The sequence below is a fragment of the Caulobacter vibrioides OR37 genome, from assembly GCF_000372645.1.
In the GTDB taxonomy this organism is placed as follows: Bacteria; Pseudomonadota; Alphaproteobacteria; order Caulobacterales; family Caulobacteraceae; genus Caulobacter; species Caulobacter vibrioides_E.
Map to the genome: position 1 here is coordinate 97,443 of NZ_APMP01000007.1, position 26,269 is coordinate 123,711.

At 67.5% G+C, this 26,269-nt stretch carries 28 protein-coding genes; 3 read left to right on the forward strand and 25 right to left on the reverse strand.

Annotated features, from left to right (window positions below; all coding sequences use genetic code 11):
* Nucleotides 1-125: 125 nt before the first annotated feature.
* The 4 genes from pnp to rbfA form a co-directional block, all read right to left on the reverse strand.
* Nucleotides 126-2,261 carry a polyribonucleotide nucleotidyltransferase gene (gene pnp / locus OR37_RS08320; protein WP_004618112.1) on the reverse strand — a complete coding sequence of 712 codons (2,136 nt, stop codon included), beginning with the start codon at nt 2,259-2,261 and terminating at the stop codon, nt 126-128.
* A gap of 263 nt (nt 2,262-2,524) precedes the next feature.
* The gene (gene rpsO / locus OR37_RS08325) at nt 2,525-2,794 is read right to left on the reverse strand and encodes a 30S ribosomal protein S15 (RefSeq protein ID WP_004618114.1); all 270 of its coding nucleotides are present in this window, start codon (nt 2,792-2,794) and stop codon (nt 2,525-2,527) included.
* Nucleotides 2,795-2,808: 14 nt separating this feature from the next.
* Nucleotides 2,809-3,741, reverse strand: a complete 933-nt coding sequence (gene truB / locus OR37_RS08330; protein WP_004618117.1) for a tRNA pseudouridine(55) synthase TruB — start codon at nt 3,739-3,741, stop codon at nt 2,809-2,811.
* 3 nt (nt 3,742-3,744) lie between these two features.
* Nucleotides 3,745-4,194 carry a 30S ribosome-binding factor RbfA gene (rbfA, locus tag OR37_RS08335; RefSeq protein WP_004618120.1) on the reverse strand — a complete coding sequence of 150 codons (450 nt, stop codon included), beginning with the start codon at nt 4,192-4,194 and terminating at the stop codon, nt 3,745-3,747.
* Between the two features lie 163 nt (nt 4,195-4,357).
* Here rbfA and OR37_RS08340 point away from each other — a divergent pair, with 163 nt between their 5' ends.
* The gene (locus OR37_RS08340) at nt 4,358-4,627 is read left to right on the forward strand and encodes a hypothetical protein (RefSeq protein WP_004618122.1); all 270 of its coding nucleotides are present in this window, start codon (nt 4,358-4,360) and stop codon (nt 4,625-4,627) included.
* Here OR37_RS08340 and OR37_RS08345 read toward each other — a convergent pair.
* From OR37_RS08345 to rimP, 8 genes are all read right to left on the reverse strand, one after another.
* Complete coding sequence (locus tag OR37_RS08345; protein ID WP_004618123.1) at nt 4,624-5,409, reverse strand: dienelactone hydrolase family protein; 786 nt, start codon at nt 5,407-5,409, stop codon at nt 4,624-4,626. The two genes, OR37_RS08340 and OR37_RS08345, sit on opposite strands and share 4 nt — an antisense overlap.
* A gap of 108 nt (nt 5,410-5,517) precedes the next feature.
* Nucleotides 5,518-6,078 carry a hypothetical protein gene (locus OR37_RS08350; protein ID WP_004618125.1) on the reverse strand — a complete coding sequence of 187 codons (561 nt, stop codon included), beginning with the start codon at nt 6,076-6,078 and terminating at the stop codon, nt 5,518-5,520.
* Nucleotides 6,075-6,587 (reverse strand): DUF2939 domain-containing protein, encoded by a 513-nt coding sequence (locus OR37_RS08355; RefSeq protein ID WP_004618128.1) that lies wholly within the window; start codon nt 6,585-6,587, stop codon nt 6,075-6,077. Before OR37_RS08355 ends, OR37_RS08350 begins: the two co-directional genes overlap by 4 nt.
* Before the next feature lie 167 nt (nt 6,588-6,754).
* Nucleotides 6,755-7,861 (reverse strand): glycosyltransferase family 4 protein, encoded by a 1,107-nt coding sequence (locus OR37_RS08360; RefSeq protein ID WP_004618129.1) that lies wholly within the window; start codon nt 7,859-7,861, stop codon nt 6,755-6,757.
* A 144-nt stretch (nt 7,862-8,005) separates the two neighbouring features.
* Nucleotides 8,006-11,089 (reverse strand): translation initiation factor IF-2, encoded by a 3,084-nt coding sequence (infB, locus tag OR37_RS08365; protein WP_081612903.1) that lies wholly within the window; start codon nt 11,087-11,089, stop codon nt 8,006-8,008.
* 202 nt (nt 11,090-11,291) lie between these two features.
* Complete coding sequence (locus tag OR37_RS08370) at nt 11,292-11,939, reverse strand: RNA-binding protein (RefSeq protein WP_004618133.1); 648 nt, start codon at nt 11,937-11,939, stop codon at nt 11,292-11,294.
* Between the two features lie 66 nt (nt 11,940-12,005).
* Nucleotides 12,006-13,622, reverse strand: a complete 1,617-nt coding sequence (nusA, locus tag OR37_RS08375) for a transcription termination factor NusA (RefSeq protein WP_004618135.1) — start codon at nt 13,620-13,622, stop codon at nt 12,006-12,008.
* 2 nt (nt 13,623-13,624) lie between these two features.
* Nucleotides 13,625-14,215, reverse strand: a complete 591-nt coding sequence (gene rimP / locus OR37_RS08380) for a ribosome maturation factor RimP (protein WP_004618136.1) — start codon at nt 14,213-14,215, stop codon at nt 13,625-13,627.
* 228 nt (nt 14,216-14,443) lie between these two features.
* Between rimP and ppa the strand changes: the two genes are divergently transcribed.
* Both ppa and OR37_RS08390 read left to right on the forward strand, forming a co-directional pair.
* On the forward strand, nt 14,444-14,977 hold the full coding sequence (ppa, locus tag OR37_RS08385) for an inorganic diphosphatase (protein WP_004618138.1): 534 nt from the start codon (nt 14,444-14,446) through the stop codon (nt 14,975-14,977).
* A 2-nt stretch (nt 14,978-14,979) separates the two neighbouring features.
* Complete coding sequence (locus OR37_RS08390) at nt 14,980-15,396, forward strand: DUF5990 family protein (protein WP_054508529.1); 417 nt, start codon at nt 14,980-14,982, stop codon at nt 15,394-15,396.
* Here OR37_RS08390 and trmB read toward each other — a convergent pair.
* The 13 genes from trmB to OR37_RS08455 form a co-directional block, all read right to left on the reverse strand.
* Complete coding sequence (trmB, locus tag OR37_RS08395) at nt 15,386-16,066, reverse strand: tRNA (guanosine(46)-N7)-methyltransferase TrmB (protein ID WP_004618139.1); 681 nt, start codon at nt 16,064-16,066, stop codon at nt 15,386-15,388. The genes OR37_RS08390 and trmB overlap by 11 nt on opposite strands.
* 90 nt (nt 16,067-16,156) lie before the next feature.
* A complete protein-coding gene (metK, locus tag OR37_RS08400) occupies nt 16,157-17,380 on the reverse strand; it encodes a methionine adenosyltransferase (protein WP_004618142.1) in 1,224 nt (407 codons plus the stop codon).
* A 122-nt stretch (nt 17,381-17,502) separates the two neighbouring features.
* Nucleotides 17,503-17,931, reverse strand: a complete 429-nt coding sequence (locus tag OR37_RS08405) for a helix-turn-helix domain-containing protein (RefSeq protein ID WP_004618144.1) — start codon at nt 17,929-17,931, stop codon at nt 17,503-17,505.
* A gap of 34 nt (nt 17,932-17,965) precedes the next feature.
* Nucleotides 17,966-19,561 (reverse strand): apolipoprotein N-acyltransferase, encoded by a 1,596-nt coding sequence (lnt, locus tag OR37_RS08410; RefSeq protein ID WP_004618146.1) that lies wholly within the window; start codon nt 19,559-19,561, stop codon nt 17,966-17,968.
* Nucleotides 19,558-20,472, reverse strand: a complete 915-nt coding sequence (locus tag OR37_RS08415; RefSeq protein ID WP_035017104.1) for a hemolysin family protein — start codon at nt 20,470-20,472, stop codon at nt 19,558-19,560. Before OR37_RS08415 ends, lnt begins: the two co-directional genes overlap by 4 nt.
* Nucleotides 20,473-20,480: 8 nt before the next feature.
* Complete coding sequence (ybeY, locus tag OR37_RS08420) at nt 20,481-20,948, reverse strand: rRNA maturation RNase YbeY (protein WP_165570590.1); 468 nt, start codon at nt 20,946-20,948, stop codon at nt 20,481-20,483.
* Between the two features lie 18 nt (nt 20,949-20,966).
* Nucleotides 20,967-21,911: a PhoH family protein gene (locus tag OR37_RS08425; protein ID WP_004618152.1), complete on the reverse strand. Its 945-nt coding sequence runs from the start codon at nt 21,909-21,911 to the stop codon at nt 20,967-20,969.
* Nucleotides 21,908-23,254, reverse strand: coding sequence for a tRNA (N6-isopentenyl adenosine(37)-C2)-methylthiotransferase MiaB (gene miaB / locus OR37_RS08430; protein WP_004618154.1), 1,347 nt, complete (start codon nt 23,252-23,254; stop codon nt 21,908-21,910). Before miaB ends, OR37_RS08425 begins: the two co-directional genes overlap by 4 nt.
* Nucleotides 23,255-23,331: 77 nt before the next feature.
* Nucleotides 23,332-23,739, reverse strand: a complete 408-nt coding sequence (locus tag OR37_RS08435; protein ID WP_004618156.1) for a Fur family transcriptional regulator — start codon at nt 23,737-23,739, stop codon at nt 23,332-23,334.
* A gap of 45 nt (nt 23,740-23,784) precedes the next feature.
* Complete coding sequence (rimI, locus tag OR37_RS08440) at nt 23,785-24,237, reverse strand: ribosomal protein S18-alanine N-acetyltransferase (RefSeq protein WP_004618158.1); 453 nt, start codon at nt 24,235-24,237, stop codon at nt 23,785-23,787.
* On the reverse strand, nt 24,234-24,869 hold the full coding sequence (gene tsaB, locus OR37_RS08445) for a tRNA (adenosine(37)-N6)-threonylcarbamoyltransferase complex dimerization subunit type 1 TsaB (protein WP_004618160.1): 636 nt from the start codon (nt 24,867-24,869) through the stop codon (nt 24,234-24,236). Before tsaB ends, rimI begins: the two co-directional genes overlap by 4 nt.
* A gap of 3 nt (nt 24,870-24,872) precedes the next feature.
* Entirely contained in the window at nt 24,873-25,517 is a 645-nt protein-coding gene (locus OR37_RS08450; RefSeq protein ID WP_004618162.1) for a DUF1131 family protein, read from the reverse strand.
* A gap of 90 nt (nt 25,518-25,607) precedes the next feature.
* Nucleotides 25,608-26,195, reverse strand: a complete 588-nt coding sequence (locus OR37_RS08455; RefSeq protein ID WP_004618163.1) for a malonic semialdehyde reductase — start codon at nt 26,193-26,195, stop codon at nt 25,608-25,610.
* Nucleotides 26,196-26,269: the final 74 nt, after the last annotated feature.

The window sequence follows — 26,269 nt, forward strand, 5'->3', positions numbered from 1 at the left end:
CCTCCTGTTCCAACCACCCAAGGTTGGAACAAATAAGGAACACAAACAACCCTAAAACGCGAAACGGGCGGCCCCTTTCGGAACCGCCCGCTCGCTAACGTCAGGATTTGGACACGGAAGGACGCTTACGCCTCTTCGGTCGCTTCCTTCTTGGACAGGTCTTCGCCGGTTTCCTGGTCGACGACCTTCATCGACAGCTTGGTCTTGCCGCGGTCGTCGAAGCCCAAGAGCTTGACCTTGACCATCTGGCCTTCCTTCAGCACGTCCGACGGCTTGGCGACGCGTTCGTTGCTGATCTGGCTGACGTGGACGAGGCCGTCCTTGGCGCCGAAGAAGTTCACGAAGGCGCCGAAGTCGACGACCTTGACGACCTTGCCGTCGTAGATCTTGCCGACTTCCGCTTCGTCGGTGATCGACTTGATCCAGTCGATCGCCGCCTTGATCTTGGCGCCGTCCGAGGCCGAGACCTTGACCACGCCGTCGTCGTTGATGTCGATCTTGGCGCCGGTGGTGGCGACAATCTCGCGGATCACCTTGCCACCCGAGCCGATCACTTCGCGGATCTTGTCGGTCGGGATGTTGATCGTCTCGATCTTCGGCGCGAAGTCGCCCACGTCGGCGCGCGGCGCGTCCATGGCCTTGTTCATCTCGCCCAGGATGTGCGCGCGGCCTTCCTTGGCCTGAGCCAGGGCCTGCTCCATGATCGCGGGCGTGATGCCGGCGATCTTGATGTCCATCTGCAGCGAGGTGATGCCTTCGCTAGTGCCGGCGACCTTGAAGTCCATGTCGCCCAGGTGATCCTCGTCACCCAGGATGTCCGACAGAACCGCGAAGCCGTCCTTTTCCAGGATCAGGCCCATGGCAATGCCCGAGACCGGACGCTTCAGCGGCACGCCGGCGTCCATCAGGGCCAGCGACGAGCCGCAGACAGTGGCCATCGAGGACGAGCCGTTCGACTCGGTGATCTCGGAGACCAGGCGCAGGGTGTAGGGGAAGTCTTCCTTGGCCGGCAGGACCGGACGCACGGCGCGCCAGGCCAGCTTGCCGTGACCGATCTCGCGACGGCCCGGCGAGCCCATGCGGCCCGTCTCGCCGACCGAGTAGGGCGGGAAGTTGTAGTGCAGCAGGAAGGATTCCTTGTAGGTGCCTTCCAGGGCGTCGATGAACTGCTCGTCGTCGCCGGTGCCCAGGGTCGCCACGACGATCGCTTGAGTCTCGCCGCGGGTGAACAGGGCCGAACCGTGGGTGCGCGGCAGGATGCCGACCTCGCCCAGGATCGGGCGAACGGTGCGGACGTCGCGGCCGTCGATGCGCAGGCCGGTGTCCAGGATGCCGCGACGCACGACGTCGGCTTCCAGTTCCTTGAAGATGCCGGCCAGCTTCTGCGGGTCGTGGCCGGCCGGATTCTCGTCCGACAGGCCCATGGCCGCGATGGCCTTCTTCTTGGCGGCGCCGACCGCTTCGTAGCGGTCCTGCTTCTTCTGGATCTTGTAGGCGGCGGCGATGTCCGCGCCCACCAGGGCCTTCATCTCGGCCTTGATCGCGTCGGTGTCTTCCGGCTCGAACGCGAAGGGCTCCTTGGCGGCGTGCTCGGCCAGTTCGATGATCGCGTCGATCACCGGCTGCATTTCCTTGTGGGCGAAGGTCACGCCGCCCAGCACGATCTCTTCCGAGAGCTCCTGGATTTCCGATTCCACCATCATCACGGCGTCGGCGGTGCCGGCCACGACGAGGTCCATCTTGCTGTCCTTCAGCTCGTCGAGCGTCGGGTTCAGCACGTATTGGTCATTGATCCAGCCGACGCGGGCGGCGCCGATCGGGCCCATGAACGGGGCGCCCGACAGGGTCAGGGCGGCCGAGGCGGCGACCATGGCCAGGATGTCGGGATCGTTCTCGAGGTCGTGCTGCAGCACGGTGGTCACGACCTGGACTTCGTTCTTGAAGCCCTTGACGAACAGCGGGCGGATCGGACGGTCGATCAGGCGGGAGACCAGGGTCTCCTTTTCCGACGGACGGCCTTCACGCTTGAAGAAGCCGCCGGGGATCTTGCCGGCCGCGAAGGTCTTTTCCTGATAGTTGACCGTCAGCGGGAAGAAGTCTTGACCCGGCTTCTGGGTCTTGGCGAACACGGCGGTGGCCAGGACGACGGTTTCGCCCATGGTGGCCAGGACCGCGCCGTCGGCTTGACGGGCGATGCGACCGGTTTCGAGGACCAGCGTCTTGCCGCCCCACTCGATCGTCTTGCGTTTGATGTCGAACATTTTTCGTCTTTCGGTTCCCGCGAGCGGATTCTCGTCGGGGCGGACAGGGGCGGACGGCTAACGAAAGCCGGCCCGATGATCCTCATCCAGTTCGACAGGCGGGTTTGAGGACGTGAACCCTCGGACGGACGAACGATTCTTCCGATCCCGTCATGGGGAGGAAAGAACCGTCTCGGAATCCAGGTGTCCGGCCTGTCTCGGACGCCAGGTTCCAAAAACGCGATCCGCCGCCCCGCGTCGGCGAGGCGGCGGACCTGGATGCCTTAGCGACGCAGACCCAGCTTTTCGATCAGGGACTGATAGCGACCGGCGTCGGACTTCTTCAGGTGGTCGAGAAGCCGGCGACGCTGGGAAACCAGCTTCAGCAGGCCACGACGGCTGTGGTTGTCCTTCTTGTGCGTCTTGAAGTGCTCGGTCAGGTTCGAGATGCGTTCCGAGAGGATCGCGACCTGCACTTCGGCGCTGCCGGTGTCACCCGCGCCGCGGGCGTGTTCGGCGATGAGCGCGGCCTTGCGCTCCAGAGTAATCGACATCGGTAAGTCTCCGCTCAGGTGAGTTGGAAGACCCGCACCGGATTGAGCCGCCCGGCGCGCATCTCGCACAGGGCCACCAACCTGTCGCCGGACATGGCGGAAACGGTGCGATCGCCGGGCGAGAGCTCGGCTTTCAGCGTTTCAACCTGCCTTGGGAGCAGGACGATGGCGCGTCCCTGTGCAAGCCGGAAGGCGTCTTCATCGGTCACGGCCAACGCCGGGATGTCGTCCAGCGCGGTCTCGACCGGAAGCAAGGCCTCCGACAGCCGGGCCTCATAGCTCAAATTCTCAAGAGTTTCCAGCGATATCGCCTCGTCCTCCGAGAAGCCCCCCACCCGCGTGCGGCGCAGCTCTGCGACGTGACCGCAAGTTCCCAGGGCCTTGGCGAGGTCGCGGACCACGGCGCGGACATAGGTGCCCTTGCCGCACTCCATCTCCAAGGTGACGTGATCGACGTCCGGCTGGTCGACGATCTTGAGTCCGAAGATCGCCACCTTGCGGGTCGGCAGCTCGAATTCGACGCCGTCGCGGGCCAGGTCATAGGCGCGCTCGCCGTCGACCTTGATGGCCGAGAAGTTCGGCGGGACCTGGTTGACCTCGCCGATGAAGGCCGGCAGCGCCGCCTCGACCTGCTCGCGGGTCGGTCGGATGTCGGACGTCGCGGTCGTCTCGCCCTCGCGGTCCAGCGTCGTCGTGTCGCGGCCCCAGGCGATGGTGAAGCGATAGGCCTTGTCGGCGTCCATCAGGAACGGAACGGTCTTGGTCGCCTCGCCCAGCGCTATGGGCAGGATGCCCGTCGCCAGCGGATCCAGCGTGCCGGCATGGCCGCCCTTCTGGGCGTTGAACGCGCGGCGCACGCGGCTGACCGCCGTTGTCGAGGTCAGGTCGTAGGGCTTGTCCAGGCAGATCCAGCCCGAAACGGCGTCGCCCTTCTTGCGGCGGGCCATGGCCTAGTCCTCGTCGTCTTCGCCGAGCACGTCGGACAGGGTCCGGGTGTCCTGCTGGACCCGCGGGTCCAGGAACAGCTTGTCCATATAGGCGGCGGTCCCGAAGCTCTCGTCGTGAATGAACTTCAGGTCCGGCGTGAACTTCATGTCGATGCTGCGGCCCAGCCGGCCCCGCAGGAACTTGGCGACCCGGTTCAGGCCCTTGATCACCTCGGTGGTGTCCTCGCCCGTCAGGCCCGCGCCCAGCGGCTCGACGAAGCAGACGGCGTGCTTGAGGTCGGGGCTCATCCGCACCTCGGACACCGTGACCGAGATGTTGTGCAGCGCCTCGTCCTGCAGCTCCTCCTCGCGGAGGATTTCGACCAGGGCGTGGCGGATCAGTTCGCCGGCGCGGAGCTGGCGTTGCGAGGGGCCGGTCGCGGCGCCCTTCTTGGTGTCGGCGTGGCGCTTCATGGCGCGGGATGTCCTTGCGGCCCGGCCGGCGGATCGAACGCCGGTGCGCGGGGAAAATCGGAAGGCGGGGTGTCTAGGCGCGTCGGCGGGAAAAGTCCAGCGGCGCTAAGGGTGAATTAAGCCCCTCGCTGTAGGTTGGAGTCATGGGCAAGGGGGATTGGCCATGGCGACCACCGAAGACCTGATGCGTTTCGTCCTGCGCGCCCTGGGCGCGATTCTGATGATATCGGGCGGGCTCGAGACCCTGCTGGGCTTCACGCTCGGCATGGTGCTGATCCAGCCGGCCTTCGCCCATCCGACCTCGACGCTCGGCGCCGAGGCGGCCTCGTCGGCCCAACTGGGCCTCGTTTCGCTGGGCGCCCTGATCGCGGGCGCGGCCTTGATCATCGCCAGCGGTCCGCTGACGCGCCGGCTGGCCGGACAGAAGCGCTAAGCGCCCGTCTTTTCGCGAAAAAACGCCACTACCTGGTCCCGCGCCCGCATCGTCCCGCAGTCGGGGATCGAGCGGTGCAGGTGCAGGGTCAGCACCGAGTGCGGAGCCATCGGCACGCCCGGCGCGGCGTCCTCGTCGGCCAGCTCGATCACCTCGACCTTGTCGCCGAACTCGGCCTTCAGGCGCGCGATGCGGGCGTCGGGCACCAGCTTGTCCGACGAAAAGCGCAGGGCCATCAGCGACAGGTCCTCGTCCTTGAACCGCCGCTTGGCGCAGGCCAGCTCCGAGGCCGAGCAGTCGAGACCGCCCTTGTCCTTCAGCGGCAACGAGGGCTGGGACATCACCGGCGCCACGACCGAGGGCTCGGTCATCATCGCCAGGGCGAAGCCGCCGGTGAAGCACATGCCCACCGCCCCGACGCCCTTGCCGCCGCACTCTTCATGGACCTGTCGCGCCAGGGCCCGCAACCAGTCGACGATCGGGCTGGAGCGGCCGTCCTTCCAGACGCTGAACTCGCGCCGAACGCAGATGTTCTTGAGAATCTCGCCGATCGCGTAGCCGCGCGACACCGGCCTGGCTGGCTTGCCGAACAGACTGGGACAGAAGGCGGTCAGGCCGGAGGCGGCAAGGTCGCGGGCGAACTCCAGCACGCCCGGATGCAGACCCGGAACCTCGTGAATGACGATGACCGCCGGTCCCGCGCCGATGCGGAACACCTCGCGGCTCCAGCGCCCGTCGTCGAACACGAACCGTTCGAAACCCACCAACGGATCCTCGGCCATCCCGCGCCCTTCCCCTGCTTCAGGACGAAGCTAGAGCATCGCGCGGAAAAGTGGATGCTGGTTTTCAGCGGAAACGCTCTCGGCGACTGAGGAGCGGGGCGGAAACCCTCAATCCGGACTCGGGTGATTGGGCTCGTTGGTCCAATCCTCCATCGGATCGGGCATCCGGTTCTTGGGCAGACGCCACTCGCCGCGATAAGAAAAGTCCAACGTCCCGCAGAGACGCGCCTTGCCGTCGGCCTTGGGATCGTCGCCGAACGCCTGGATCCGCAGATCGCGGCGAACGGCGATGGCGCTGAACGACAGCCACAGCCGCGTCGAGCCCGGGCAGAAGGCGCGGAGATAGATCTTGCCCTGAGCGGCCTTGGGATCGACCTCGAACAGCGCGGCGTCGGCGTCCACGCCATCCATGGCCTTCAGCCCGCCTGGACCCAGGTCCTTCTCGCGTCCAGCCTTTAGCAGGGCCTGGGCGGGAACGCCCGTGGCCAGGACCTTGATCGGCCGGGCGCCGCCCAGGAGACCCTGGTTGAACAGGATCGTCACGCCCGCTCCGGTCAGCCGCTTGGCGTCGGGAGAGATCGGGTCATACGAAAACATCCGGGTCTCGGCCCGCGCGGCCGAAGTCGTCAGAACGGCCAGGCTCAGGCCCGCGAGGATCGCCCGCTTCATCGCTTGAGATGCAAATTGGCCGCCTGCGGGTCGAAGCCCGTCAGTCGCCAGGTCGAGCCTTCGCGAGTGAAGATCAGCATACAGGGCCCGTCCTTCTTGGCCGCGCAGACCCGGCCGTCGCCCGCCGGGCGCAAGGCGCTGGCGATCGCCACCCGGCCCGGCAGCGGCCTGTCGGGCGTGTAGCCGTAATAGTTGGCCGCCGCGTGGAAGGTCTCGGGACGGATCAGAGCCTCGCCGGCGACGTCGGCGACGGGCCCCGCCAGGACGGCGGCCACCGCCATCCACTTGTCGCCGGGTTGACGCTGGCGCGCCTCGTCCATCAGCCGCGCCTCGATCTGGCCCTTCAGGGCCTGACGGTCGACATGCGCGTCGAAGCCCGCCCGGTCGTTGTCGCGGATCGCGACCAGCAGGGCATGGACATCGCCGGCGGCGTCGAAGCGGTCCACGGTCGAGCAGGCGGCGAGCGAGACGCCCACGGCGGCCAGGGCCAGAAGCGAACGGATACGCATGGGTCCTCCTATCGCCTCCGCTCTAGAGCGTGAGGCTGAAAGTGGGAACCGGTTTCAGCTCATCTCACGCTCTAAACATTTGATTTAGAGCCTTTTTGACGCCTGAAATCGATTCCGATTTCAGGCTAAAGGCTCTAGCCCGCGAATTCGACCTTTTCCAGACCGGTTCAGGAGGCGACGGCGCGAGGCGTCTCGGCCTCGATGCAGGCCATCAGCCCGGCCTCGAACGTGCGGCTGGCCCGCTCCCAGGTAAAGGTCGAAAGCTTGGCGCGGGCGGCCAGGGCCAGCCTCTGGCGCAGCGACAACCGCTCGGCCAGGGCCAGGATGTTGACAGCCAAGGCGGCCGGCTCGCGGATCGGCGAGACCAAGGCCGTTCGCTCGTGGTCGGCATATTCGGCGTGGCCGGGATTGTCGGTCAGGGCGAGAGCCGCGCCGCATAGGCCCGCCTCGCTGGCGGCCAGACCCCAGCCCTCGTTATGTCCGGCGCCCACGAAGACCGAGGCGCGGTTGTAGAGGGCGCGCAAGGCCGGGCGATCCGGCGCCGGGACGTGCGTGACCCAGTGGGGCAAACGGATCGACATCGGTTCGGTCCCGAAGGTCAGCAGGCGTAGCGTCGGCCGTTCGCGCCGCGCCAACTCGCAGGCGTCCAGCACGTCGTGGAACCCCTTGGTCCGCGCCGCTCGCCAGGGCGTGATCAGGAGGTCGGGATCGCGGTCAGCCAGGGGAACGTCTATGTCCCAGGCTCGGGAGTCCAGGCCGTGCGGCGCCAGCCAGGGCCGTGGCCCAAACACGCGGGCCAGTTCCGCGGCGCGTCGGTTGACCACCATCTTGAAACACGGCGCGGCCCAGGCCTTGCGCACCCCCGGCTCCAGTTCCGCGAACTCGGCGAAGTCCCATTGGCGCGAGAAGAAGACCCGCGCGCCATGGGCGGGCGACAGAGCGTTCATCGGCGCCACGGCCCGCCAGTGGGCGGCGATCACAACGTCACCCTCGGGCACGTGGGCGGATGAGAGATCGGGGGTCCATAGGCTGTCGACGCGCGGATCGACGTCCATCCACGCGCGCGGCGACCACTCGCCGGTCCGCGCCCAGCGCTTGTGGCGACCGCCTTGCTTCAGCCCCGCCAGAAAGCCGGGCCGGCTTTCTGGATAGACCGGATGCACGACGCTGACCGCGTGTCCGCGCGCGACGAGGCGATTGGCGTGTTCGTACAGCACCCGGGCGCCGCCGGTGGGCCTGGGCGAGGCCCCGCATTCGAGAAACGTGATCCGCATCGCATGCCGTCCGCAAGCTTCAGGGAAGCTGATCCCTAGAGGGCGAACAAACCGTTGACGTGTCGATCCGTTGCGATCGTGAGGCGCAAAAAAGGCGCGGATCGCAGGATCCGCGCCTTTTTCGTGACCAGAAGCGACCAGCCGTTAGTCGAGCTGACGCTTGATCTCCTCGACGGTGAAGCACTCGATCACGTCGCCGACCTTGATGTCCTGGAAGCCGGCGAACATCATGCCGCATTCCTGGCCGACGGGGACTTCGTTGACCTCGTCCTTGAAGCGCTTGAGCGTCTGCAGGGTACCCAGTTCCAGAACGACGATGTCCTGACGGATGATCCGGACCTTGGCGCCCTTGCGGACCACGCCCTCGGTGACCTTACAGCCGGCGACCTTGCCGATCTTCGAGATATCGAAGGCCTGCAGCACCTCGGCGTTGCCGAGGAAGGTTTCGCGCTGGATCGGGGCCAGCATGCCCGAGAGCACGCCTTTGATGTCGTCGAGCAGGTCGTAGATGATCGCGTAGTAGCGGATCTCGACCCCTTCGCGCTCGGCCAGGGCCCGCGCCTGGGCCGAGGCCCGGACGTTGAAGCCGATGATCGGCGCGCCGGCGCCCTTGGCGAGCATGACGTCGCTTTCGCTGATCGCGCCAGCGCCCGACAGGATGATCCGCGCGCGGACCTCGTCGGTGGCCATCTTGTCCAGAGAACCGATGATCGCCTCGGCCGAGCCCTGCACGTCGGCCTTGATGACCAGCGGCAGCTCCTTCAGCTTCTTGTCCTGCAGCTTGGCCATCATGTCGGCCATCGAAGCGCCGGCGCCCACCGGGGCCAGCGACTTCTCGCGCTTCAGGCGGATGCGGTACTCGGTCAGCTCGCGAGCGCGGGCCTCGTTCTCGACCACGGCGAACGCGTCGCCCGGCGAGGGCACGCCGTCCAGGCCGAGAATCTCGACCGGGGTGGCGGGACCGGCTTCCTGGAGCTGCTCGTTGCGCTCGTTCAGCAGCGCGCGGACCTTGCCCCACTGGCTGCCAGCCACGACGATGTCGCCGCGCTTCAGCGTGCCGCGGTTGACCAGCACCGTCGAGACGGCGCCGCGCCCCTTGTCGAGCTTGGCCTCGATCACGACGCCGTCGGCGACGCGGTCGGGGTTGGCCTTCAGGTCAAGCACTTCGGCCTGCAGCAGGATGGCTTCCAAGAGGTCGTCCAGGCCGGTGCGGGCCTTGGCGGAGACCTCGATCAGCTGGGTGTCGCCGCCCAGGCTTTCGACCACGATCTCGTGCTGCAGCAGTTCGTTGACCACGCGCGTGGCGTCCGAGCCCGGCTTGTCCATCTTGTTGACGGCGACGATGATCGGCACCTCGGCGGCCTTGGCGTGTTTGATCGCCTCGATCGTCTGGGGCATCACGCCGTCGTCGCCGGCCACGACCAGCACCACGATGTCGGTGATGTTGGCGCCGCGGGCGCGCATCGACGAGAACGCGGCGTGGCCAGGGGTGTCGAGGAACGTCACCCGTTGGCCGTCCTTCAGGCGAACCTGATAGGCGCCGATGTGCTGAGTGATGCCGCCGGCTTCGCCCGCCGCCACGTCGGTGGAACGCAGGGCGTCGAGCAGGCTGGTCTTGCCGTGGTCGACGTGACCCATGATCGTGACGACCGGGGGGCGCGTCTCCATGTGATCGTCGTGGTCGTCGGCGCCGATGAAGCCTTCTTCGACGTCGGCTTCCGACACGCGCTTGACGGTGTGGCCAAACTCGGTGGCCACCAGCTCGGCGGTGTCGTTGTCGATGACGTCGTTGATCTTCAGCATCACGCCCTGACGCATCAGGAACTTGATGATGTCGACGCCGCGCACGGCCATCCGGTTGGACAGCTCCTGCACGGTGATGACGTCCGGGATGACGACTTCGCGCGAGACGCGAGCTTGTTCGACCGCGCCGCCGCGACGCTTTTCCTTTTCGCGCTCACGAGCCCGACGGACCGAGGCGAGCGAACGCATCCGGTCGGCGGAATCCCCGTCGCCGGCCACGGCCTGAATGGTCAGACGGCCTTCGCGGCGCTGCGGGGCGCCCTTGACGCGCGAGACGGCCTTGTTGGGGGCCGCGTTCTTGCGACGATCGTCGTCCTCGTCGGGGCGACGGTCCATGACCGCGCCGCCGGGACGGGGCGCCGAACGCGTGGCGCGCTGGATTTCCGGCGTGGCCGGAGCCGAGGCGGGCACGCCCGGACGCGGACCGCGCGGACCGCCGGGGCCGCCAGGACCCCGAGGGCCACCCGGCGCCGGACGCGGCGCGAGCGCCGAGTAACGGACGGTCTGCTGCGGGCGGTCGCCTTGCGGACGATCGCCACGGTCGCCGCCCTGGGGACGGTCGCCGCGATAGCCGCCGCGATCACCGCCCCGGTCGTCGGGACGCGGACCGCGCGGGCGGTCGCCTTCGGGACGGGGAGCCCGTTGTCCGAAATTGGCGCCGGCGTCGGGACGCGGCGCGCGCTGGTTGAACGGGCGGTCGCCTTGCGGGGCCGGACGATAGGTCGTCGTGCTGGGACGATCGTCGCGGCGGTCGCGGCTAGGCTCGTAGGTGCGGGTCTGGCCCGGCGCCGACGGACGCGGACCGTCGTGCCGCTGGCCTTCATGACGGGGCGCGTCGTGGCGCGGACCGTCCTGACGCGGCGCTTGCGGGGCGGCCGGCGCCTGGGCGACGGGACGCTGGACCGGCGCGGCCGGCGGCGGCGTCACTGGCGCGGCCGGAGCCGGAGCTGGGGCGGATGCTTGAGCGCTCGGCGGCGGCGCGGCGGCGGCGCGTTCGGCCGCGGCCTTGGCGGCGGCTTCGCGTTGCGCGGCCTCCTGAGCGGCGCGAGCGCGCGCCTCGGCGGCGGCCTGTTCGGCCTGCTGGCGAGCCTGGGCTTCGCGGGCGGCGTCGACGACGCGCTGACGGGCGCGCAGTTCTTCCTGCGACAGGCCGCCGGCCGAACCACCGCCGCCGCCGCTCGATTGCGGCTGCTGCGGACGGGGCGCCGGGGCGTCGCCATGGCGACGTTCAGCCGAAGACGGCGCGGCGAGATTACCTGAGGCGGGCGCGTGAGGACGCGTCCGCTTGGTTTCCACCACCACCGTCTTGGTCCGGCCGTGGCTGAAGCTCTGCTTCACGACCCCTGCGCTCACCGAGCCCTGGCGGGGCTTCAGTGTCATCGGGGCTCGTCCGCCGGGTCGGCCGTTTTCGTTTTCGTCGCTCATGCGCTCGCTTGTACTTCCGCCGGGCGGTACCCGGCTAAAAAACCGTTCTTTCCATGTGAGAAAGGGGCCTGGACGTACCTGCCGAGGCAAGCGCGTTTCCCGACCCTTCGCTCACGGACGCGACCCGGATGGCCGCGCCACACTTCAAAGATTCTAGAGCTTTTCGATCGCACCGACGGTTCCCCGGTGGGACTGAAAAGCCCTAGCCTTCCTCACGTCCGTTCGCCGACCACTCGGGAGGCAGAAGCGGGCGGAAGCCTGATAGACGCTCGACATCCGATGTCCAGCGATCGATCCCGCGCCCGGCAAGGAGAGCGGTGTGTATCACATTCTCCCCGCCCAAGGCCAAACCCAATTCATCGGAATTGAACGCGCCGAGCAGACGAGGCGGAACGGGAGCCCTTCGAGCGGCCGAAAGCACCTTGCGGCGACCGTCCTCGGCGCCGTCGGACGCCTCGATCAGCCAGGCGACCTTGCCCGTCCCCAGGGCGGCGACCACCTTCTCGTATCCCGAGATAATGCTCCCCGCCTTCCGCGCAAGGCCCAGTCCGTCCAGGACGCGACGGGCCAGGAGCATTTCCACCTGATCGGCCAGGTCCGGCGCGGCGGTCAGCTTGGCCTTGGCGGCGCGCGAAAAGAGCCCCTTCTTGGCCGCCGTCGTCACGGAGTCGCGGTCGGCGGCGACCCAGATCCCGCGCCCGGGCAGCTTGCGGGCCACGTCGGGCGTCACCGCGCCGTCTGGCCCCGCCACGAAACGGATCAGACGCGCCTCGTCGGTCGCCTCGCCCAGGACGATGTCCTTGCGCTGGCGGCTGGCTTCGGCGTGGGTCTTGGGGGTCTGGTCGGTCATGGTTCCTGAACGGCGAACGGCCCCGCGGATCGCTCCGCGAGGCCGTTGTTTGACGCGCGAAGGCGCTTAGGCCTCTTCGCTCTCGGCGGCGGCTTCGGCTTCTTCGTACTCCGGCTCCGGCGGCGCCTCGACCCAGCCCATGGCGACGCGGGCGCGCATGATCAGGGCCTCGGCGTCTTCCGGCGACAGGTTGAAGCTTTCCAGGATGCCCGGCTCGCGCACGCGCTCGCCGTTCTTGGTCTCGAACCAGCCGCGCATGTCGTCCGGCACCAGACCAGCCAGATCCTCGACCGTCTTGACGTCGCCCTCGCCCAGGGCGACGGCCATGGCCAGGGTCACGCCCTCGATGGCCAGGACCGCGTCCTCGACGCCCAGGGCCTTGCGCTTGGCGTCCAGCTCGGCGGCTTCCTTCTCGAGGTACTCGCGGGCGCGCGCCTGCAGTTCCTCGGCGGTCTCCTCGTCGAAGCCCTCGATCGAGGCCACTTCGTGCGGCTCGACATAGGCCACGTCCTCGACCGCGACGAAGCCTTCGGTGACCAGCAGCTGGGCGATGACCTCGTCGACGTCCAGGGCTTCCTGGAACAGGGCCGTGCGCTCGGCGAACTCGCGCTGACGGCGCTCGCTCTCCTGGCTTTCGGTCATGATGTCGATCTGCCAGCCGGTCAGCTGCGAGGCCAGGCGCACGTTCTGGCCGCGACGGCCGATCGCCAGGGACAGTTGTTCGTCCGGCACCACGACCTCGACGCGCTCGTCTTCCTCGTCCATGACGACCTTGGAGACTTCCGCCGGCGCCAAGCCGTTGACGATGAAGGTGGCCTCGTCTTCCGACCACTGAATGATGTCGATCTTTTCGCCCTGCAGCTCGGCCACGACGGCCTGGACGCGCGAGCCGCGCATACCGACGCAGGCGCCGACCGGGTCGATCGAGCTGTCGTTCGAGATGACGGCCATCTTGGCGCGCGAACCCGGGTCGCGGGCCACGGCGCGGATCTCGATGACGCCGTCGTAGACTTCCGGCACTTCCTGAGCGAACAGCTTGGCCATGAAGCCGCCGTGGGCGCGGCTCAGCATGATCTGCGGGCCCTTGGTCTCGCGACGGACGTCGTAGATGTAGGCGCGGATGCGGTCGCCGACGTTGAAGTTCTCGCGCGGGATCGACTGGTCGCGGCGCATGATGCCTTCGCCCCGGCCCAGATCGACGATGACGTTGCCGTATTCGACGCGCTTGACGCTGCCGTTGACGATCTCGCCGACGCGATCCTTGTACTCGTCGTACTGGCGCTCGCGCTCGGCTTCGCGGACCTTATGCATGACGACCTGGCGGGCCATCTGGGTCTGGACGCGGCCGATCTCGAAGGGCGGCAGGGCCTCTTCGTAGACCTTGCCGATCTCGGCGTCGCGCCAGGTCCGCTTGGCGATGGCCAGCGGCATCTTGCCGATCTCGCCTTCTAGGTCGGTGTCGTCGGCCACGACCTCGATCACGCGCTTCTGCGTCGTCTCGCCCGTCTTCGGGTCGATCTTGACGCGGATGTCGTGCTCGGCGCCGTAGCGGGCGCGGGCGGCTTTCTGCAGGGCGTCCTCGATGGCCTCGATGACGACTTCCTTCTCGATGCCTTTTTCGCGGGCGACCGCGTCGGCGATCTGCAGGAGTTCAAGCCGGTTGGCGGCGATGCCGATGGCCATGGTCAGTCCTCTTCACTTTCGGACAGGTCTTCGTTGTCGGATGAGTCGTTTTCCGCCTTCAGGCGGGCGGCGCGCTGTTTGGCCCCCCGATCCATCAGGGCGTCGGTCATGACGAGCTTGGCGTCGATGATCCAGGCGAAGGGGAAGTAGACGGTGACGTCGTCCTCGCCCTCGATGTTCAGGCCGACCTGGTCGTCCTCGACCCCGGCCAGTTCGCCCTTGAAGCGCTTGCGGCCCTCGGCGACGCGGTCGAGCTCGATGCGCGCCTCGAGGCCGGCATAGTCCTCGAAGTCCTTCAGGCGGGTCAGCGGGCGGTCGATGCCGGGGCTGGACACTTCCAGCGTATATTCGCCGGCGATCGGATCGGCGGCGTCCAGGATCTCGGAAACGCCGCGCGACAGGCGCGCGCAGTCCTCGACGTTCATGTCGCCGCCCGAGCCGTCTTCCAGCAGCGGGTGTTCGGCCATGATCTGCAGTCGACGCTGCTCGGTCCCGCCCATCAGGCGCAGCCGGACGATCTCGTAGCCGAGGCTCTCGGCGACGGGATCGAGCATCTCGATCAGATCACGGTCTTCCTGCGTCTTGCCGCGCACTCAAACTCTCCGGCCTGCTTCGGCCAAACAAAAAGCGGCAGCCTTTCGGGCCGCCGCTCGAAAGCGCCATCTAGCGCTAACGGACGATGTAGAGCGCTTTATAGGCGAATTGCCGGACGCTGTCGACTCCGTCGGCGCACACCTCTTCCGCGCCGCGACCATTTGCGCCTATAAGCGCCCCGCGCAGGCCGCCTCCCCGCGGACCTCAAGAACATCAAAAGAGTCACGATGGACCTCTCCAAGATCCCGACCGGGGCCAACCCGCCGTATGACCTGAACGCCATTATCGAGATCCCGCAGGGCGGCGAGCCGGTGAAATACGAGATCGACAAGGAAAGCGGCGCCCTGATGGTCGACCGCTTCCTGCACACGGCGATGTTCTATCCGGCCAATTACGGCTTCATCCCGCACACCCTGGCCGACGACGGCGACCCGGCCGATATCATGGTCGTGGGTCCGACCCCGGTCGTGCCGGGCGCGATCATTCGCTGCCGCCCGATCGGCACCCTGATGATGGTCGACGAAGCCGGCTCGGACGAGAAGATCCTGGCCGTGCCGGTCGACAAGCTGCACCCGTTCTATACGGGCGTGTCGAGCTGGCGCGACCTGCCGACCATCCTGACCGAGCAGATCGCCCACTTCTTCCAGCACTACAAGGATCTGGAAAAGGGCAAGTCGACCAAGATCACCGGCTGGGCCGACATCGAGGAGACCGCCGACATCATCCGCGCGGCGATCAAGCGCCACAACGAGACGTACTAACCGTGGCGGCCAGGATTGATCTGACGCTTCGGATCATCTTGGCCAACCCGCCATCTGGCGTCGTCTTCGCGAAGCACGACGCCAAAAGTCGGCCGATCGATCCGGTCCGGGCGGCCGACGGCGATCTTTCCTTCGATATTCCCATTACGCTGACGCCTACGCCGGAAGGGCCGCGCCCCGGCGGCGGCTTTGTGCGCGCGGACAGCCGAGGCCGCTTCGTCTACATCGCTTCTGGACAGGCGGCGGGCGATGTCCAGGCCCCCGGGCAGCGGCGGATCAAGATCTATCTGCGGGACTTACCGCCCGGCGTCATCGCTGGGGATATCCTGCAAGCAACCATAGCCGGACGCGCGAAAGATGGCGGCGCGGCGTTCGCCACTGTTCCGCTGTTGTCTGGCTGGAGCCGGGTCAGGCCCTGACGAAATCCAGGAACACCGGCGCGCAGTCGCCGAGCTTCTTTTCCTCATAGCGCGTGGTGACGTGGTCGGCCGGGATCACGTTGCGATCGGCGGCCTCGTCAGCGAACCTGAAGCTCGGATCGGCCAGCACGCGCTCGGTCGTCCACTCGGCGTAGTCGGCCCAGTCGGTGACGAAACGCAAGCCCGCGCCGGGCTTCATCACACGGGCCAGCCTGGCGACGAATTGCGGCTGGATCAGGCGGCGCTTGTTGTGGCGGGCCTTGTGCCAGGGATCGGGAAACATGATGAACACCCGGTCCAGACACGCGTCGGGCAACCAATCGACGACGTCGCGTGCGTCGCCCTCGTGGATGCGCACGTTCTTAAGCGCCTGTTCCTCCACGTGACGGACCGCGCTGGCCACGCCGTTGACGAACGGCTCGGCGCCGATCACCAGGGCGTTGGGATTGCGGCCGGCCTGGGTCGCCATGTGCTCGCCGCCCCCGAAGCCGATCTCCAGCCATACAGCCTCGGCGTCCGGCATCAGGTCCAGCGGCCGGAACGGACCTTGAGGCACGGCGATCTCGGGCAACAGGGTGTCGAGCAGGGCCTGCTGGCGCGGCTTCACCGGGCGCGATTTCAAACGGCCGAAAGAGCGCAGCGGCCCGTGGGGTTGTTGCGGGTTGGTCATGGAGCGGGGTCTTAAAGCCCTGTGCTGGAAATGAAAACGGGCTCCGACCCACCAGGATCGGAGCCCGCCTCGCGGATCGCGGGATGAGGCTTACGCCAGGCCCTTCAGCTCGCCGACCAGATCGGTCTTTTCCCAGGAGAAGCCGCCTTCGTTGTCCGGCGTTCGGCCGAAGTGGCCATAGGCGGCGGTGCGGGCGTAGATCGGGCGGTTCAGCTGCAGGTGCTCGCGGATGGCGCGGGGCGTCGCGCCGCCGATCAGCTGCGGAAGGGTCTTTTCCAGCACCGCCGGATCCACCTTGCCGGTGCCATGCAGGTCGACGTGGAACGAGACCGGCTGAGCCACGCCGATCGCGTATGCGATCTGGATGGTGCAGCGGTCGGCCAGGCCGGCGGCCACGACGTTCTTGGCCAGGTAACGGCAGGCATAGGCCGCCGAGCGGTCGACCTTGGTCGGGTCCTTGCCCGAGAAGGCGCCGCCGCCGTGGGGGGCCGCGCCGCCGTAGGTGTCGACGATGATCTTGCGGCCGGTGAGGCCGGCGTCGCCGTCCGGACCGCCGATCTCGAAGCGGCCGGTCGGATTGACCAGCCATTGGGTCTTCTTGGTGATCAGACCATCCGGGAAGATCGGCAGGATGTGCGGCTTGATCAGGTCCAGAACGCGCTTGGAGGTCGCGGCCTTGCCGTCGATCTTCTTCTTGTGCTGGTGGCTGACAACGATCGAGACGACGCGCTGCGGGCGGCCGTGGCCGTCATATTCCAGGGTCACCTGGCTCTTGGCGTCCGGCTCGAGTTCCGAAAGCTCTCCCGAGTGGCGCAACTCGGCCAGACGCTTGAGGATGTTGTGGCTGTATTGCAGCGTGGCCGGCATCAGCTCGGGGGTCTCGGTGCTGGCGTAGCCGAACATGATGCCCTGGTCGCCGGCGCCTTCGTCCTTCTTGTCGGTGGCGTCCACGCCCTGGGCGATATGCGCCGACTGACCGTGCAGGAAGTTCGAATACTTCGCCTTCTGCCAGTGGAAGCCCTTCTGCTCGTAGCCGATGTCCTTGATCGCCGCGCGAACCTTGGGCTCCAGCGAGGCGATGATGTCCTTGGTCAGCTGCTTGTTGGCCTTCTTGTCGCCGTCGGGCTTGCCGGCGCGGACCTCGCCGGCCAGCACGATGCGATTGGTCGTCACCAGGGTCTCGCAGGCGACGCGCGCCTCGGGATCGGCCGTCAGGAAGGCGTCGACGACCGTGTCGCTGATGCGGTCCGCGACCTTGTCGGGGTGGCCTTCGGAGACGCTCTCGCTGGTGAAGATGTAGGACGAACGGTTCAAGAGACAGCTCCGGCCTTGAGGATGCGCGCGGGCGCTTGGGGCGCCCAGTTCGGCGTCCAATTAGACCGGAACCATATAAAGATATGTTTATGCGATCAAGGCGAGCTTGTCTGAAGAGGGCGTCAGTCCTCCTCGTCGCCCGCGCCTTCTTCCTCGGCCATCGACCGGACCAGCTCAAGGATGCGCTTGCGCACCTTCTGGCGACCGATGCGCGGGAACAGCGTGGCCAGTTCCAGCCCTTCGGGGGTCATCAGGAAGTCGTGGACGAAGGGCTCTCCGTCCTCGGCGACCCCTTCGCTCGTCGTCTGGGCCAGGCCTTCGAAGAAATAGCCGACCGACGACTGCAGACTACGGGCGATCTCGTAGAGCTTGCTGGCGCTGACGCGATTGGCGCCGCGCTCGTATTTCTGGACCTGCTGGAAGGTCAGGCCCAGATCCTCGGCCAGCCGCTCCTGGCTGACGCCCAGAAGCTTCCGGCGCATTCGAATACGCGCGCCAACATGAAGGTCGACGGGATTGGGGCGGCGTTCGGTTTCCAAGAGCTGGCTCATGCCCACGCTTGATAGCTGAAATTGCGGTTTTAATTCAGCCTAACTCTTTCAGCCGCGCAATAGACGAAGAGGTTTTACCTGACCAAACACGAGCTGACGCAACCATAGATATCAGTAGAAGGACCCAAAACGCGCCATTTCGCAAGTGGTCGAAGGGCGTAACCTCTCCCATCGCTGGTATTGAGGCGTCGACGACTCCACTTTGTCCTAAGGACAAACTCGCTCCGGGCCTGATTCGGCCGCGAGCGTCGATCACGGCGGTGACGCCGGTCGGGGTGGCCCGAAGGATCGGGCGGGCGCTCTCGATCGCCCGGTAGCTGGCCAGGTTCAGATGTTGCAGCGGGCCGGACGTCACGCCGAACCAGGCGTCATTCGAGACATTGATCAGCGCCCGCACCTCGGGATCGCGGCGCGCCAGACCCGGGAAAAGACTCTCGTAGCAGATCAGCGGCTGGACCAGCAGGTCGGGCGACAGGCGCAACGGCGCGGGACGGGGTCCGGTGGCGAAGCCGTCCCCGAGATGGGCGAGGCTCTTGAAGCCGATGGCGGTCAGCAACTTTTCGGCTGGCAGGTACTCGCCGAACGGCACCAGCCGGTGTTTGTCATAGACTCCGATCGGCTCGAGATCGGTCGCCGTGCGGCGCAAGGCGATCAGGCTGTTGTAGTAGACCGGCGCCTGGACCGGACCCTCATAGCGATAGCCGCCGATCAACAGGATCTGACCCGGCTTCAGGCTGTCGACGATCGCCTCGCGAACCCAGGTTCCCGGGGCCAGATAGTCGTTGACGGCGGCGGGCAAGGCGCCCTCGGGCCAGATGACGAGGTCGGCGGGCTTGCCGGCGTAGGGCTTGGCCGTCAGCGAAACATAGGACTGAACGATCCGGGCGAAGCGCGTGGCGTCCCACTTGGCGTCCTGCTGGATGTCGGCCTGGACGAGGCGCACGGCGACCGGCGATCCTTCCGGCAGGGGCCGCGACTCGACCGCCGCGCCGTAGCCGTAAAGGGCGACAAGGCCAGCGGCCGCGGCGCCTAGAACGATACGCCCGCCCCGGCCCTCGCGCCAGACCGCCGGCGCGGCGGCGATGGCCAGGGTGATCCAGGTCAGGCCATAGGCCCCGACCAGGGCCGCCGCCTGAGACGGCCATGACCCGGCCCGCCAGGTCTCGCCAGGCAGGTTCCAGGGAAACCCCGTCAGGATGTGGCCGCGCGTCCATTCCAGGGCCGCGAAGGTTCCGGCGAACACCAGGACGCGCCAGGGTCCCTTGCGGCCAATGGCGCGATAGACCAGGCCCGCCGCGCCCCAGAAGAGCGCCAGCCCCCCCGCCATGGCGGCGACGGCGAACGGCGCCATCCAGCCTTGGTTGGCGGCGTCGACCATGAAGGCCTCGGCGATCCACCAAGTGCCAAGACCGAAATAGGCCACGCCCGCCAGCCAACCTCGCCAGAAGGCGGACCGCAGAGGTCGTTCTGGACTGGCGCCGTCCAGCTGACGCAGAAGCAGCGCATAGCCGAGCAGACCCGGCAGGACGCCAAACGGCGGGTGGGCCAAGGCGGCCGCGAGTCCCGCCGCCAGCGCTGGCCAGGGGCCGGACCAAAGCCGATGATCCCGGAGACGGGTCCAGACGGTCACGAAGCCGGAACGCTCTGTGAGGCGCCATCCGCTGCGGCCTCCGGCGCGGGACCGCCACGCACGCGCACGCGGCGCACCCGACGCGGATCGGCCTCGACGACCTCGAACTCGTAGCCGTCGGGATGGGCGATGACCTCGCCCCGCTGCGGCACGCGGCCGGCCAGGGCGACGACGAGGCCGGCGACGGTGTCGATGTCTTCTTCCATTTCCGACGGCGCCAATTCGCGTCCCAGCGCGACCTCAAGCTCCTCGAGCGGCGCGCGGGCGTCGGCGTCATAGACCCCGCCCGGACGCGCCACCACCGAGACGGCGGCCGCGTCGTCGTGCTCGTCGTCGATCTCGCCGACCACCGCCTCGATCAGGTCCTCCATCGAGACCAAACCGTCGGTGCCGCCGAACTCGTCGATGACCAGAGCCATATGGATGCGGCTGGTGCGCATGCGCAGCAGCAGATCGGCGGCCTTCATCGAGGCCGGCACATAGAGGGCGTCGCGGCGCAGCTTGCTCAGGACCAGGTCGCCGGGGGCCGGATGTTTCTCGTCATCGGCCAGCAGATGGAAGATGTCCTTGACGTGGACGACGCCCACCGGGTCGTCCAGCGTCTCGCGATAGATCGGCATCCGCGAATGCTCGGCCTCGGCGAACTGGGCCACCACCGCCTCGAACGGGGTCGACAGCTCGACGGCGACGACGTCGGCGCGCGGCGTCATGACGTCGGCGACCCGGAGAGTCTGGAAGGCCTCGGCCTGGTCGACGATGTCGACCGCGCCGCTGGCCGGCGGCGGCTCGGGCGGCCGCTGCGGCTCGTCGCCGCCAATCAGGCGGCGGCGCATACGTCGAAGGAACGCCCGCACGCCCCGGCTTCGTCGAACCGGAACGGCGGGCTGTTGACTAGGCTCGTCGCTGGGCATGGCCCCTGTCAGCGCCCCTCTTCATCGCCAGCATAAGGGTCGGGAACGTCCAGACCCGCCAGGATTTCGCGTTCGAGCGCCTCCATGGCTTCAGCCTCGTCGTCGCTCTCGTGGTCATATCCTAGGAGATGAAGCACGCCATGCGCCACCAGATGTTGCAGATGGTGGGCCAGAGGCTTGCCCTGCTCGGCCGCCTCGCGGGCGCAAACCCCATAGGCCAGGGCTATGTCGCCGATTTGGCCCTCCGGATTGACGAGGGGATCTCGCGGCGCGGGGAAGGACAGGACGTTGGTCGCATAGTCCTTCTGGCGGAAGTCGCGGTTCAGGACCTGAACGCTGTCGTCGTCGGTCAGCAGGATCACGATCCCCTGCCCCACGATGTCCTCGTGCGCGTCCAGCACGGCCTGCGCGGCGCGCCAGACCAGGACCTCGGCGTCCTCGGCGGCGGCCAGCCAGGCCTGATCCTCGATCTCGATATCGACGGTAATGGTCATTTAGCGGGGAGTACTCTGCGCCGCGTCCGCGTCATAGGCCTTGACGATGCGCTCGACGAGCGGGTGCCGCACCACGTCCGACGCGGTGAAGCGCGAAACTGCCACGCCCTCGACGCCTTCCAGGATCGAGACGGCGTGGGCCAGGCCCGAATCCCGAGGGTTCAGCAGGTCGACCTGGGTCGGGTCGCCGGTGACCACCATGCGCGCGCCCTCGCCGATCCGGGTCAGCACCATCTTCATCTGCAGCCGCGAGCAGTTCTGGGCCTCGTCGACGATGACGAAGGCGTGCGCCAGGGTGCGGCCGCGCATGAAGGCGATCGGCGCGACCTCGATCTCCAGCTTTTCCCGACGGCGACGCAGCTGGTCGGCGCCCATGATGTCGGTCAGGGCCTCCCAGACCGGGGCCATGTAGGGATCGACCTTCTCGTTCAGGTCGCCCGGCAGGAAGCCCAGCTTCTCGCCGGCCTCGACGGCGGGGCGGGTGACGATCAGTCGATCGACCTCGCCGCGCAGCAGCATCCCCGCGCCATGGGCGACGGCCAGGAAGGTCTTGCCGGTGCCGGCCGGACCCAGACCGAAGACCAGCGGGTGGGTCGCCATCTTCTCAAGGTACTGAGCCTGGCTCTTGGTCTTTGGCGAGACATTGCCCTTGCGCACCGCGCGGGGCGAGGCCTGGCCGCCCGTTTCGTGAGCGCCGCCGATGGCGATGCGGACATCGGCCTCGACCACTTCCTCGCCGGCGTCGGCGCGGGCGGCCAGGGCGCTCAGAGCGCGCTTGGCGCCGGTGCGTCCCCGCGCGTCGCCGGTGATGGTGACGCCGCCGCCGGGGGTCTCGATCAGCACCTTGAAGGCGTCTTCGATCAGGGCCGCGTGACGGCCGGACGGGCCCGACACGGCGTGAACCGCGTCGTCGGACAGCGGCAGGAACTCGGGCGTGCGGCTCACGCGGTCTCCAGAACAGGTTCGAGCACGCCCGCCAGGCTCATCTTGGCGGCGCTCTCGATACGAACGGGAACGATCTTCCCGATCAGTTGCTCCCCGCCCTCGGCGTGGACGGCTTGCAGATAGGGACTGCGTCCCACCACCTGGCCCGGGTGGCGGCCGGGCTTTTCAAATAGCACGGGCAGCACCTTGCCGACCTGGGCGGCGTTGAAGGCGCGCTGTTGCTCGTCGAGCAGCTGGTTCAGGCGTTCCAGGCGCTCGGCCTTGACCTCTTCCTCGACCTGGCCCGGCATGGCGGAGGCCGGCGTGCCCGGACGACGCGAATATTTGAACGAGAAGGCGCTGGCGAAGCCGACCTTGCGGACAAGATCCAAGGTCTTCTCGAAGTCGCCGTCCCGCTCGCCGGGGAAGCCGACGATGAAATCGCCGCTCATGGCGATATCCGGACGCGCGGCGCGGATGCGCTCGATCAGGCGCACATAGCTCTCGGCCGTGTGGTCGCGGTTCATGGCCTTGAGGATCTTGTCACTGCCCGCCTGCACCGGCAGGTGCAGATAGGGCATCAGCTCCGGCAATTCGCCGTGGGCCTCGATCAGGTCCTCGCCCATGTCGCGCGGGTGGCTGGTCGTATAGCGGATGCGGTCTAGGCCATCGATCTTGGCCAGTTGGCGGACTAGCTTGGCCAGGGTCTGGCCGTCGCCGTCATAGGCGTTGACGTTCTGGCCCAGCAGCGTGACCTCGCGCACGCCCTGGTCGGCCAGGCGCTTGGCCTCCTCGACGATGTCGTTCACCGGCCGCGACCACTCGCCGCCGCGGGTGTAGGGCACGACGCAGAAGGTGCAGAACTTGTCGCAGCCTTCCTGCACGGTGAGAAACGCGGTCACCCCGGTCACGTGGCGCTCGGCCGGCAGGGCGTCGAACTTCTCGTCGGCGGCAAAGTCGGCGGCCAGGCGCTCGCCCGTCGCGCGGTGGGCGCGGGCGATCAGCTCGGGCAGCTGGTGATAGGCCTGCGGGCCGACGACCAGATCGACCGCCTTCTGGCGGTTCATGATCTCCTTGCCTTCGGCCTGGGCCACGCAGCCGGCCACGGCGATGGTCATGCGACCGCCGTCCTGCGCCTTCCGGTCCTTCATCTGCTTGATGTAGCCGAGTTCGGAATAGACCTTCTCGGTGGCCTTCTCGCGGATGTGGCAGGTGTTCAGCACCACCAGGTCCGCCCCCTCGGGATCGTCGACGACGCCATAGCCCAGCGGGCGCAGGACGTCGGCCATGCGCTCGCTGTCATAGACGTTCATCTGACAGCCGTAGGTCTTGATAAAGAGGCGCTTGCGCGGGGTCTCGCTCATCCGGCGAGGTTATGGGGTCGAGAGGCCCGTTCCGCAAGGGCGGGATCCTCCCCGGCGCCGCGAGAACCCGCCCAGGATCAGTCCTCCAGCGGCATCCCGTAAAGCTCGAGCCGGTGATCGATCAGCTTGTAGCCCAGCTTCCTGGCGATGGCGTTCTGCAGCGCCTCGATCTCCTCGTCCACGAACTCGACGACCTTGCCGGTCTTCATGTCGATCAGGTGGTCGTGGTGATGATCGGGCGTCTCCTCGTAGCGGGAGCGGCCGTCGCGGAAGTCGTGACGCTCGATGATGCCGCTTTCCTCGAACAGGCGGACGGTGCGGTAGACCGTGGCGATCGAGATATGCGGGTCGATGGCGTGGGCGCGGCGGTGCAGCTCCTCGACATCGGGATGGTCCTCGGCCGACGACAGCACGCGCGCGATCACGCGGCGCTGGTCCGTCATGCGCATGCCCTTTTCGATGCAGGCCTTTTCGAGTCGATCCAAGGCGGACCCTCCGTCTGAGTCGCCGGCAAGATAGGCAATCAGCCCTTAAGTGTTAAGCGCCCGGCGCATGACCAGCGCGTCCTTGGCCCCATCTGGGTGAGGATAATAGCCCTTGCGGAGCCCGACCCGGGCGAAACCGGCCGACTGATAGAGCCCGATGGCCGGCGCGTTGTCGGCCGCGACCTCCAGGAACATCGCTTCGGCCCGGGTTTCGGCGGCGATTCCGGCGGCCATCTCGACCAGGGCCGCGCCCCAGCCGCGTCGGCGGGCGGCCGGATCGACGGCGATGGTCAGGATCTCGGCCTCGCCCGCGATCGAGCGGCACAGGATGAAGCCCTTGGACACCGCGGGCTCTCCAGCCTCGCCCAGCACGGCGAAGGCGCCCGGGGATTTCAGCAAGTCGTCGAACTCCACCGCCGTCCAGGGCCGGTCGAAGGCCTTGTCGTGCAGATCGGCGAGGTCGAAGGCGGCTTCGGAGCCGACAGGGCGCAGGTTCATGCGGCGGGCAAGGTGGCGTAGGGCGCGCGCAGATAGAGCGGCCGGGGGGAATGGGTCGGAACCGGCTTTCGGTCCGCCAGGCGAGCGACGGCGACGGGATCGGGCGCGACGGGCGTCAGCACGGCGGCGTCCGGCAGCACATTGGCCAGCAACGGCGCGCCCGAGCCGACCAAGGTCGCCGGCCCGCCCGAATAGAGCTCGGCGAGGCGCGCGGCGGCCTCGCCCAGGCCCAGGGCGTCGGGCGCCATCAGCGAGACGCCGTCTGAGAAGACCTGGATGTAGACCTGCTCCATCCGCGCATCCAGAACGGCCGCGACGAAGCCCTGGGTTCCGAAAGCCAGACTCTCCAGCGTGTTGACGCCCACGCAGGGGATCGACAACGCCGTGGCCAACCCCTTGGCGAAGGCCAGGCCGACACGCAGGCCCGTGAACGAGCCGGGTCCGACGGTGACGCCGATACGCTTGAGATCCGCGAAAGCCACGCCGGCCTCGGCGACGGTCTCGCGCGCGATGGGCCCGATCCACTCCTGATGGCCGCGAGTCATCGGCTCGCTGCGCGCCGCCAGGACGCGTTCGCCGTCCAGGACGGCGACCGAGCTGGCGCCCAGGCAGGTGTCGATCGAAAGGATCATGAGCTAGGCCGAGGCCACGTTGGCGCCCTCGGCGGGCCGCCAGACCAGCTCGTTCAGCTGACCCTTGGCCTTCAGGGCCGCCTCCGACTGCAGACCCTTGCCCGTATAGCCAGGCACGCCGAAGACATAGGACACGGTCGGCGCCTCGGGACGCACGCAGATGGTCTGGTTGACCTCGCGCCCCTCGCCGGCCCGGCAATGATCCAGCGTGAAGCCCAGGTCGCGCCACTTGGCCAGCAGCGCTTCGTCCTTGGGACCGCGCACGTCGCCGGCGGCGGCGCGGACATAGGCGATCTCGCCCTCGTCGGTCTTGCCGATCTCCAGCAGCGGGACCTTATCCTGCTCGACATTGATGATCGGCTGGGCGGGACCCTCGCCGAAATGCAGGAAGGCCTGTTCGACCTTGGCCTTGGGGAAGAGAACCTTCAGCGTGGCCAGGTCGAAGGCGGTGGCGCCATTGATCGGCCCGACCCCGTCCTTGGTGATCTTCAGCACGCCGCCCGTATAGGGCGCGACCGCGACGCGGACGGGACCTTTGGGCGCCGCCTCGGACGGGCTGGCGTCATGGGCGGCGGGCGTCTTTTCCCCCTGGCCGCAGGCGGCGAGCAGCAGGAGCGGCAGGGCGAGAAGCGCGGGACGAAAGGTCATAAAGAGCTTCTAGCGAATCCGCGCCCGATGCACAAAAGCCCGTCGCCATTTTCGGGCGACGGGCTTTTGATCGTTAGAGACGTTCGCGGGTCAGAGGATCTTCGCGGCTTCGTCGAAGTCGAGGCGCGGATTGCGCGGGAACAGACCTTCTTCCGTGCCGTGGCCAATCGAGGCGATGAAGTTGCTCTTGATGTTCGTGCCCGCGAAGAACTCGGCGTCGACGCCGGCGTTGTCGAAGCCCGACATCGGGCCGACGTCCAGGCCCAGGGCCCGCGCGGCCAGGATGAAGTAGCCGCCCTGCAGCGAGCTGTTGCGCAGCGCGCCCCATTCGCGGGCGGCCAGGTCGTTGAACCAGTCCTTGGCGCCCGGGGCGTGCGGGAACAGCTTCGGCAGGGTCTCGGGGAAGTCGAGGTCGTAGCCGACAATCACGGTGCACGGCGCTTGACGGATTTTCGCGGCGTTCGAGCCCGAGGACAGCTTGGCCAAACGCTCCTTGGCCTCTTCCGAGGTGAGGAAGTAGAAGCGCGCCGGGCTCGAGTTGGCGGCCGTCGGACCGAACTTGGTCAGCTCATAGAGTTCGCGCAGCACGCTCTCCGGCAGCGGCGTCGGATCCCAGCCGTTGCGGGTGCGGGCTTCGGTGAACAGCTGGGCGAGCGAGGCGTCTTCGAGCTTGGCCATGAGCGATCCTTACAAGGTCTATTCGCAACTCTTATGGTTACAATATAACCTTGGAGCCGAGACGGGCAACACCC